This is a genomic window from Rhodovulum viride, from assembly GCF_003265965.1.
Lineage (GTDB): Bacteria > Pseudomonadota > Alphaproteobacteria > Rhodobacterales > Rhodobacteraceae > Rhodovulum > Rhodovulum kholense.
Window position 1 is genome coordinate 79,951 of the sequence record NZ_MUAV01000018.1, and the last position, 9,232, is coordinate 89,182.

A 9,232-nucleotide genomic window follows, 5' to 3' on the forward strand; every position below is an offset into this window, starting at 1 on the left:
AGAAAGCGGGGCCGTTGGCCCGAACGACCTTGACGGTCCGGGGGCCTTGCGGCCCGGGGGGCGGGAATTGCGGCATGCCCCTCGGTCTTCCTACGCCAGTCTCAACTGGGTCAGGTTCGAAGGGTCGCGTCGCCGGGGTTTCCCCCTGTCAGCCTCTCAGTCCCCTGGCCGGGACTCCCCTGACGTGGGACGAGGTATCGCAAAGCCGGGCGAGTCTGTCAAACCCGCGCCGCCGAAGGATCAGGCCGGGTCGCCGGGCGGCGCCACGCGCGCGCCCGAGGCGGTCAGGATCATCTGCCCGTCCTCCTTGTAAAGCGGCCCGGGCGGCAGCCGGTCGAGCAGATCCAGCACCGTCTCGGACGGGCGGCAGAGCCGCACACCCTTCGGGCTTGCCACGATCGGCCGGTTGACCAGAACCGGATGCGCGATCATCGCGTCCAGCAGGGCGTCGTCGGGCACGTCCTCGTCCAGAAGCCCAAGCTCGGCCGCGGGCGATTTCGTCCGGCGCAGCGCGGTGCGCGGCGTCAAACCGGCCGCCGCGAACAGCGCCAGCAGCTGCGGCCGGGTCCAGCCCTCGGTGAGATAGTCGATCACGACCGGCTCGGTCCCCGACCGACGAATGATCTCGAGCACGTTACGCGAGGTGCCGCAGTCGGGGTTGTGATGGATGACGATCATGCCGGGTCTCCGGCAAAGCGCGTGCGGGTCCGGTTGGCGAAGGCCACCAGCGACAGCATCACCGGAACCTCGACCAGCACTCCGACGACCGTCGCCATCGCCGCCCCGGAATTCAGCCCGAAGAGGCTGATCGCCACCGCCACCGCCAGTTCGAAGAAGTTCGAGGTGCCGATCATCGCGCAGGGCGCGGCGATCCGGTGCGGCACCTTCAGCGCCCAGGCCGCCCCGTAGGCCAGCGCGAAGATCCCGTAGCTCTGGATCAGGATCGGCACTGCGACCAGGACGATGGCGCCCGGCTGGGTCAGGATACGGTCGCTCTGCATCCCGAACAGGATCGCCACGGTCGCGATCAACCCGACCGTCGACAGCGGCTTGATGCGGGCGGAAAAGCCCGCGATGGCGGCCGGGCTTCCCAGCAGGCGCCGGGTCAGAAGCCCCGCGGCCAGCGGGATCACCACGTAAAGCAGCGTCGCCAGCAGCAGCGTTTCCCAGGGCACGGCGATCTCGGACACGCCCATCAGGACCGCCACGATGGGCGCGAAGGCCACCACCATGATCAGGTCGTTCACCGAGACCTGAACCAGCGTGTAGGTGGCGTCGCCCCGGGTCAGCTGCGACCAGACGAAGACCATCGCCGTGCAGGGCGCGGCCCCCAGAAGGATCAGCCCGGCGGTGTATTGCGCCGCGTCGGCGGGGGCGATCCAGGGGGCAAAGACATGCTCGAAGAACAGCACCGCCAGCGCCGCCATGGTAAAGGGCTTCACCAGCCAGTTGATCGTCAGGGTGATCAACAAGCCCCGTGGCGCCCGCGCCACGTCCCGCACCGCGCCCAGATCCACCCCCACCATCATCGGATAGACCATGGCCCAGATCAGCACCGCGACGACAAGGTTGATCGAGGCGACCTCGGCTGCGGCAATGCCCTGAACCAGCCCCGGCGCGACCAGACCCAGCACCAGCCCGACGCAGATGGCGGCAGCGACCCAAAGCGTCAGATAGCGTTCGAACCGGCCAAGGTGTCCGGGCTCGGCAGAGGAGGACGCGGCGGTCATGTCAGCCTCATTTCGTGGATTATCGAATTCTCGTTTCGTAACCGCGCAGCCGGGTCTGGTCAAGCATCGTCATTTCGCGTAGGATCGAAATATGGATCAGATAACCGCCAAGGACGCATTCGCCGCCCTTGCCCATGATACCCGCCTGTCGGTCTTTCGCCTGCTGGTGAGGCAGGGCCCCGGGGGCCTGCCCGCGCTGGAGATTGCCCGCCGCCTGGGCGCCCCGCCCTCGACGCTCTCCAGCCATCTGGCCAGCCTCAAGCGCGCCGGGCTGCTGAACGCCGAACGCCGCCACCGCGAGATCCTTTATGCAGCGAACCTCGCCGCGGTGAACGACATCGTGCGCTTCCTGCTGGACGATTGCTGCGGCGGAGACCCGGCCGCCTGCGCCGGCCTCGACGGCATGGTTCTTCCCACCACGGCGACGCCCTCGGACGCGTGACGCGCCGCCTGAACGGGGGCGCCCCAACCGCCGGATTGTTCCGATCGCAGCCATCACAAGAGCGGCCATCGGCCTGATCACTGCCAGGTTGCGACTGCGATTCACTCGGAAAATCCGCAGCTTGCCTCTTCCTATGTCATCACCGCCCGGCGGCCGACAGGCCGCACCGGCTTTTCCAGACGCCTGGCGGGCTTTGCCACCGGCATTCACGCGCCTGTCGCGAAGACGTCATCGAACCGTCTCACGTCCTGCCTATCGACCGTCGCGTGGCCTTTTTTCGGCCACAATTCCACCACGGGACTGACAGGATTTTCTCATGAAACGCACTCTTGGGGCGATTGCCCTGGGCCTGATCTCGATGGCGCCCGCCCACGCCGCCACCCTTTACAACACGCTCGACGGCGAGGCCCCGCTGATCATCGCCCACCGCGGCGCCAGCGGCTATCTGCCCGAACACACGCTGGGCGGCTACGAACTGGCGCTGCAGATGGGCGCCGACGTGATCGAGCCCGACCTGCAGACGACCGCCGATGGCGAGCTGGTCGCGATGCACGACTCGACCCTGGACCGCACCACCAATATCGAGGCGCTATTCGCGCCCCGCAACGGCGGCTACCGCGTCTCGGACTTCACCCTGGCCGAGATCAAGTCGCTGACCGTCGAGCCCACCGGCGCCACCGCCTCGACCAGCTATGACGGCTTCACCCCCTCGATGGCCAACCCCTACAGGGTGCCGACCTTCCAGGAGGTCATGGACCTGGTCAGCGCCTACAACGCCACGACCGGCAAGCAGATCGGGATCTATCCCGAGGCCAAGACCCCCAACAGCCTCGCGATGAACGAAAAGATCCTGCAAGAGATGAAGGCCAACGGCTTCGACGGCTCGGTGCAGAACACCTTCATCCAGACCTTCAGTCATGAGGGCGCCCGTCAGCTGGCCGACCTGCAGGTCGAGATGGGCATGGACAACGCCATCGCCGCGCTGGGCTATGCGATCGATCTGGGCGACGGTTTCGGGGTCTATGACGCCACCACCGGCGGGGTCACCGCGCTCGAGGATCTCGCCGGGTTCGCCGACGGGCTGGGGCTGTATCTCGGCTACGATCTCGATGCCGCCTTCATCGCCGCCGCGCATGCGCTGGGCCTGACCGTCCACGGCTGGACGTTCCGTCCGACCTCGGACGAGGCCGCCTGGGACATGTTCCTGCCCTGGATCGAGGCCGGGATGGACGGGTTCTTCACCGATTACAGCCTGCGGGGCGTCGAGGTGCTGGATCGCTACGAGGCCTCGGAAGTGCCGGTGCCGGCAACCCTGCCGCTGATGCTGGCGGGCCTGGGCGGACTCGCGATGCTGCGCCGCCGCCGCGCCGCGGCCTGAGCGGCCCTTTCCGAACCGACGCGGGGCGCCTCTTGCGGGGCGCCCCGGCAGGCCCGACCGGGCCCCCTCAGGCGGTTTCGGCCTGGTCGAGCGTGGGATAGTCGGTCAGGCCATGGGCGCCGCCGCCATACATCGTGCTCCGGTCGGGCTCTGCCAGAACGGCATCGCGCCGCAAACGCTCGACCAGATCGGGGTTCGAGATGAAGGGCCGCCCGAACGCCACCATGTCGGCCGCCCCGCTTTCGACCGCCGCCAGCGCCGAGGCCCGGTCATAGCCGTTATTGGCGATATAGGGCCCCTCGAACAGCGCCCGCAATTCCGGAATGCCGCGCCCCTCGGGCCAGTCGCGCGGCCCCCCGGTCTGACCCTCGACCATGTGCAGGAAGGCAAGGCCGAAGCGGTTCAACCCGGAAATCGCCTGCGAGAACACCGCGAACGGGTCGCTGTCGGCAATGCCGTTCGCGTTCGAGAAGGGGCTCAGCCGCAGCCCGATCCGGCCCGCGCCGATCTCGCCCGCGACGGTCTCGACCACCTCGAAAAGGAACCGGCAGCGGTTCTCGATCGAGCCGCCATAACCATCGGTCCGGCGGTTGGTGCCGTCGCGCAGGAACTGGTCGATCAGATAGCCGTTGGCGCCATGGATCTCGACCCCGTCGAACCCCGCCGCCATCGCATTCGCGGCGGCCTTGCGATAGTCGCCAAGGACGCGGGCGATCTCGTCCGTCTCCAGCGCGCGCGGGGCCGAGACCGGAGCAAAGCCCTCGGCGGTAAAGGTCTTGACCTCCTCGGCCGCGATGGCCGAGGGCGCGACCGGGGCCTGACCGCCCGGAAGCAGCGACACATGCGACACCCGCCCGACATGCCAGAGCTGGATCACGATGCGCCCGCCGACCGCATGGACCGCATCGGTCACCTTGCGCCAGCGCTCGACCTGAAGGTCGGAATAGATGCCGGGCGTGTCGAGATAGCCCTGCCCTTCGGGCGAGATCTGCGCGCCTTCGGTGACGATCAGCCCGGCGCCGGCGCGCTGGGTGTAATAGGTGACATGCAGGTCGCTCGGGGCCAGCGTGTCATGTTCGGCGCGGTTGCGGGTCAGTGGCGCCATCACGACGCGGTTTGCCAGCGCGATGTCGCCCGCGGCGACGGGGGTGAAGAGCTTGGGCTCGGTCATGGGAAACGTCCTTTGACATGCGAAAGGTGCCAGTCGGACCTAGGCATCCCCCGGCACCGGGCAAGAGGCCGCGGCGGGAACATCCCTCTGCGCGGTGACGCACAGTCGCGGTATCTGCCGCGGTTTCAGGTGGGGTTTGAGGCGCGGCCTCAGGCCAGCGCCATGCCCTCGCCGTCGCCCTGACGGTCGGCGGCCTGCGCCAGATCGCTGGCGGTGACGACGAAGCCCTCGATCCCGGCCCCGCGATCGGTCCGCAGCACCGCCCGCCCCAGTCGCACCGACCGGAACCCGGCCGCCGCCAGAACCGCGCGCAAATAGGCGGGCGCATGGGCAAAGCGGCGGCTTTCGCGCAGCGTCAGCGGGGCCTCGCCCGGGACCGCCGCCTCGACGGTGAAGGCCAGCACGCCGCCCGGCGCCAGCGATCCCGCGCACCAGCCCAGGATGCGTTCGAGCGCGCCGAGATAGACGAAGACATCGGCGGCGAGGATCAGGTCATAGCGCGCGGCCCCGATCTCGAGCGCGGCAAGGTCATGCTTTTCCAGCCGGTCGTAGATCCCCTTGGCTTCGGCCTGGGCCAGCATCCCCGCCGAGAGGTCGACCCCCTCGAGCCGGTCGCAGCGGTCGCGGAACGCCTCGCCCGCCAGCCCGGTGCCGCAGCCCAGATCCATCGCCCGGCCAAAGCGCCGCCCGGCCAGCGCCTGCCGCAGCAGCTCGGGCGCGCGATAGTCCAACCGCTCGACCAGCGACAGATCGAACCGCGGCGCATAGTCGTCGAACAGCGCCTCGACAAAGGCCGCGGGCATCGCCTCGGCGACCGGCGCGGCCCGCATCAGATCGCGCTTGAGCCCTGCCCCCAGAAGATCCTGCGGATCGGCCGCCAGCGCCCGATCCCAGGCCGCGGCCGCCCGGTCGGGATCGCCCGCAGCGGCATGCCACTCGCCCAGCCTGTACCAGCCCGCCGCCCATCCCGGCACCTGGTCCAGCGCATCGCCCAGCACCTCGATCGCTGCCGAAAGATCGCCGCCAAGGGCCAGCCCCTCGGCGAAGTCGAACCGTCGGTCCACGATCAGGTCGCCAGAGGAGAATCCTCTCGCAGCCATCGTCCACAAATCCAAAAAGGGCCGTACCCCCGGTGCCTTGCGGCGGCATCCGGTCTCGGGCGGGGTGTTCCGCGGGTCCGCGCTGTCCGGAAGTTCGCCCCGGCGCGCGGTCCGCCTCTGGCGGATCTAGGGGCGCGACCTGCCCCCCGTCAACGGGGTGGCGCGCGGCGCTCGGCAGATTTCGGCCCAGCGGCCCGGGTCCGGCTTTGGTCCCACCGCACCGCCCGGGCGCCCTGCCCGTTTTTGGCGACCGCACGGCGCTTCGGAAAGAGGTTTGAGCTTGAAGCCGCGGCTCCGAAACGGTAACAACGCGGGCGTCGCGGGTGTAGCTCAATGGCAGAGCGAGAGCTTCCCAAGCTCCAGACGAGGGTTCGATTCCCTTCACCCGCTCCATTAAATCCGAAAATCAAGTCGCCACATTAGGATCAAGCCCTTGAAATTAAAGGGTTGGGCCGACGCCATGCACGAGGCGGCGCGGACTTTCCCATTTTCTGCCCGTGTTTTTGCCCGTGTTTCGAGCTCGCCCACCATGATCCGATCTGCAAGGAAATGCCTGCAGGCGCAGATCAAGGCAGACCCGGCACGGCGATCGTCCAGCGCGGCAAGAGCGGAACCGACTACCTTCGGGAGGAGGTCGCCAAGAGGTTCCGCAACGGCGAACTCGAGGGCCGCCGGGAGATCTGCATATCCCTCGGCACGGACAGCCTCGCCGAAGCGAAACAAAAGGCCAGCCGCATCTGGGACATGCAGATTGGCGCCTGGGAGGCCAGGCTGGCAAGGGATACCTCCGACGCGGAAGCGCGGTTCGATGCGGCACGAAACCTCGCAAAGCATAAGGGTTTCAGGTACATACCGGTAGCGGGCGCTGAAGCCGAAGGAAGCCAGGCCCGCGCATGGCAGCTTCAAGGCCTACGAGCCCGGCTACCTGCAAATCGACATCACGTATCTGCCCCAGATGGCCGACGAGGACCGCCGCCGCTACCTCTTCGTGGCCATCGACCGGGCCACGCGGCGGGTCGCCGTCGCGCGTCTATCCCGCACAGGCCGCGGCCAACGCCCGCCGTTTCCTTCGCGATCTCGAGCGCGCGGCCCCGATGAAGATCGCCCGCGTGCTGACCGATAACGGCAAGGCTTTCACCGACCGCCTCTTCGGCCTGCGCAAACGCGCTGCAGCCGGACAACACGAGTTGACCTCCTCTGCGCGGACCTCGGCATCGAGCATCGTCTCGCACCGCCGATGCGGCCGCAGACGAACGGCATGGTCGAGCGGTTCAACTGCAGGATCGAGGATGTCCCGCAGCGCCATCGCATCCAGAGTGGCGAGGACCTTGAGCAGCCCCTCTTGCGCTACGTCCCCCTCTGCAACACCCAGCTCCCGCAATCAGCCCTGAAGGGGCACCCCCTCGTCGCAACCCTCAGGGACTGGCAACGTCACAGACCCGAGCTGTTCGGGGAGCGCATCTGCAATCTCGCGGGATGTAACACCTAATCTGGCGCCAGGGCCGTGTTGATCTCCTGGGCATAGGAGGTCTGGTCTTTCAGTGACGTCCACTGCCAGAATGCGGCGCCCGCTATGTCTTCAAAGGCTGCGACATAAGTCGATACGATGTCGGCGCAGCCCGAATACATCGTATTACCTGTGTTCGACGCCTCGCAATTGGCTTGGCTGGGATTCCCGCCAACCGTACCGAGCGTGGCAATTCCAGGGTTCAACTGGGCTGGGGCGACCGTGATGGCCTCCGCGTCTTTGCAAGCGAACGTGCCCAGATCGCGGCCAATGGCATCGGCGACCTGACTCGGCATCTGCGATGACGGTCCAGTCCAGCCTTCGCACTGTGCACCGCCCGCATAATACTGCCGGTTGATCAGGGTCGGCGTGATCTGGCTCGATCCCACCAGATTGCAATACTGCCAGACCAACTGGCTGTAGGGACTGCCGGGGCAATTGAAGGGGGCAATCGAGACAGGCGGAACGGGCGACAGATTCTCTGAAATGGACGAGGCAAAATTGCGATAGCCTTCATGGCTCGCGGTCTCGAAGTCGAGGTCGATACCAGAGACGAAATAGTCGGTCATGAAGGTGGAAAGGGCGCTCATTGCGGCGGCTTGCTCGGCATGCGTCGCACCGGCAAAATACGACCAGGTCTCGTCATTCTCCGCACCGCCAATCGAGATGTAGATCGACTTCCCGGCCTCGCTCAGACCTTGCATCATCGCCTTCGCCGTGCCGTCAGGATCTTCGGTTGCGGCAATGTTCCAGACCACCACCGGGTCGGTCCCGGGGCAGGTGAAGCCGCCGCCCGATTTCGGGGTGCAAAAGTTTATGAAGGCGAAGACGAAGTGGGAGAAATCCGAGGCCGCCATATCGTCGAAATCGGATTGTGTCAGGCTGCCGATGGGAACGGGAGCGTCTTCGACATAGGTGAGGTTCACCCGGTCAGCGGAGGCAAGCGACCCAATCGGCAGGGTGATGGCAGCAAGAACGACGATGCGCAGGATTCGCATCAGATATGACCCTTCCGCTTGTTGCATCCCGATCGGCGCCTCAATGGGAATCGCGACGACGGCCACGGCAACGACCCCTTTAGCTTTCGCGGGATCTCAAAGCTCGGACGGGGGCGGCCCCCATCCGAGAATTCCTCAATCCCACTGATTCTGTGGGTCGGTTGCGCTGACGGTCCACTTGTAGCATCCGCCGCCCGACTGGCCGCCGCCACCGGTCTGGCAGCTGTCGAGAGCCTGGCATTGGCCCTCGCTGACCATGCCCTGCGGGGCGGGAACCCATTCATTGGTCTGGTTGTCGAGCCAGAAGCAGGAATACCAGGGCTCGCGCGGGGCATCGGCGCTGGCGGCCCACTTGTAGCATCCGCCGCCGGATTCTCCTTTTCCACCATCGCAGCTATCCAGCGCGAAGCACTTGTCCTTGTCGACATCTCCCTGAGGAGCGGGAACCCAGGGATTGCCGGAATCCGTTGACATCCAGAAGCACGAGTCGGCCATCGCAGTGGTTCCCGCGAAACCTGTTACGACGGCAAAGGCGGTGGCAATAAAACCCTTCGAGATCTTCATGGCAATTGTCCCTATTTTATGCGTTGGTTGGACAAAATCGAAGGGACCCTGCCCCCTCTTGCACCTTTCACATGCACTCCTCCTTGGTAGTAAAGCAACATCACACAACTTAGGCGATTCTAGAAGGGAAAATTTCACGTTTTGGCTGCTTGCAAGGTGGCCTTTCGGATGATTATTCAATTCTCGTCAGAGCCCATTTATCTTGCGGCCGGGTGTAATTTGGGCGCCGCAATGGAGATTGAACGATGGGCAGAACTGAACCGCCCCGGGTTTACTGGAGAGTGAAGCACTCAAAGGATGAGCCCTATGACGACAAGACGATTCACCCCCGCCTGTCCGGCT

Annotated in this window: 8 protein-coding genes, 1 tRNA gene and 1 pseudogene; 4 read left to right on the plus strand and 6 right to left on the minus strand. The window is 66.2% G+C overall.

Features of this window, described 5'->3' with window-relative positions:
* Positions 1-240: 240 nt before the first annotated feature.
* Positions 241-678 (minus strand): arsenate reductase (glutaredoxin), encoded by a 438-nt coding sequence (gene arsC, locus BYZ73_RS15025; protein WP_112316569.1) that lies wholly within the window; start codon positions 676-678, stop codon positions 241-243.
* Positions 675-1,730, minus strand: a complete 1,056-nt coding sequence (gene arsB / locus BYZ73_RS15030; RefSeq protein ID WP_108028345.1) for an ACR3 family arsenite efflux transporter — start codon at positions 1,728-1,730, stop codon at positions 675-677. Before arsB ends, arsC begins: the two co-directional genes overlap by 4 nt.
* A 91-nt stretch (positions 1,731-1,821) precedes the next feature.
* Here arsB and BYZ73_RS15035 point away from each other — a divergent pair, with 91 nt between their 5' ends.
* Together BYZ73_RS15035 and BYZ73_RS15040 are read left to right on the plus strand one after the other, a co-directional pair.
* Positions 1,822-2,172: an ArsR/SmtB family transcription factor gene (locus tag BYZ73_RS15035; RefSeq protein WP_112316570.1), complete on the plus strand. Its 351-nt coding sequence runs from the start codon at positions 1,822-1,824 to the stop codon at positions 2,170-2,172.
* A 316-nt stretch (positions 2,173-2,488) separates the two neighbouring features.
* Complete coding sequence (locus tag BYZ73_RS15040; RefSeq protein ID WP_112316571.1) at positions 2,489-3,550, plus strand: glycerophosphodiester phosphodiesterase family protein; 1,062 nt, start codon at positions 2,489-2,491, stop codon at positions 3,548-3,550.
* A gap of 67 nt (positions 3,551-3,617) precedes the next feature.
* Here the strand turns inward: BYZ73_RS15040 and BYZ73_RS15045 are convergent, their stop codons facing one another.
* On the minus strand, positions 3,618-4,721 hold the full coding sequence (locus tag BYZ73_RS15045) for an alkene reductase (protein WP_112316572.1): 1,104 nt from the start codon (positions 4,719-4,721) through the stop codon (positions 3,618-3,620).
* Positions 4,722-4,870: 149 nt separating this feature from the next.
* Positions 4,871-5,821: a class I SAM-dependent DNA methyltransferase gene (locus tag BYZ73_RS15050; RefSeq protein WP_112316573.1), complete on the minus strand. Its 951-nt coding sequence runs from the start codon at positions 5,819-5,821 to the stop codon at positions 4,871-4,873.
* A 319-nt stretch (positions 5,822-6,140) separates the two neighbouring features.
* Here BYZ73_RS15050 and BYZ73_RS15055 point away from each other — a divergent pair.
* Positions 6,141-6,214: transfer RNA gene (locus tag BYZ73_RS15055), tRNA-Gly, on the plus strand.
* 466 nt (positions 6,215-6,680) lie between these two features.
* Positions 6,681-7,310: pseudogene (locus BYZ73_RS24175) on the plus strand (DDE-type integrase/transposase/recombinase); the annotation flags it as partial.
* On the opposite strand, the gene BYZ73_RS15065 reads toward BYZ73_RS24175, so the two are convergent.
* Both BYZ73_RS15065 and BYZ73_RS15070 read right to left on the minus strand, forming a co-directional pair.
* Positions 7,307-8,392 carry a glycosyl hydrolase family 18 protein gene (locus BYZ73_RS15065; protein ID WP_112316574.1) on the minus strand — a complete coding sequence of 362 codons (1,086 nt, stop codon included), beginning with the start codon at positions 8,390-8,392 and terminating at the stop codon, positions 7,307-7,309. The pseudogene BYZ73_RS24175 and the gene BYZ73_RS15065 sit on opposite strands and share 4 nt — an antisense overlap.
* A 69-nt stretch (positions 8,393-8,461) precedes the next feature.
* Complete coding sequence (locus tag BYZ73_RS15070) at positions 8,462-8,890, minus strand: hypothetical protein (protein WP_108028340.1); 429 nt, start codon at positions 8,888-8,890, stop codon at positions 8,462-8,464.
* Positions 8,891-9,232: the final 342 nt, after the last annotated feature.